The sequence below is a fragment of the Actinotalea ferrariae CF5-4 genome (assembly GCF_000603945.1).
GTDB lineage: Bacteria > Actinomycetota > Actinomycetes > Actinomycetales > Cellulomonadaceae > Actinotalea > Actinotalea ferrariae.
Window position 1 is genome coordinate 1 of sequence record NZ_AXCW01000613.1, and the last position, 386, is coordinate 386.

Annotated in this window: 1 protein-coding gene; it reads left to right on the forward strand. The window is 80.8% G+C overall.

Annotated features, from left to right (window positions below; translation table 11 throughout):
* Positions 1-386: DUF4439 domain-containing protein (locus N866_RS19490; RefSeq protein ID WP_034230158.1), on the forward strand; the 386-nt coding region annotated here is incomplete at both ends.

Genomic DNA, 386 nt, shown 5'->3' on the forward strand with positions numbered 1-386 from the left:
CGAGCCGTGGCGCGTCGTGCCCGCGGAGCCCACCGGGCCGCCGTCGGGCGTCGCCGCCTCGGCGGTGCTCCCGCTCGTGACCGCGGAGGACCTCGCCGGTCAGGCGTGGGAGGTCGTGGCGGCCCGCAGGGAGGACGACGCGCGGACGACGGCGGCGGAGCGTGCGACGGCGCACCGCGACCGGGCGGAGGCCTGGGCGGTCTCGACGCAGGTCGCCGGGACGGGCCTGGACCCGCGCCGCACCAGCTACGCGCTCCCCGCGGGTCTGCTGTCCGGCGAGGACGCCGCGAGCACGACCGGGCTCGCCGACCTGGAGACGGGCCTCGCCGACGCGTACGCGACCCTGGCCGCGCAGGCCGCCCCCGCGGCCAGGGCGTCGCTGCTCG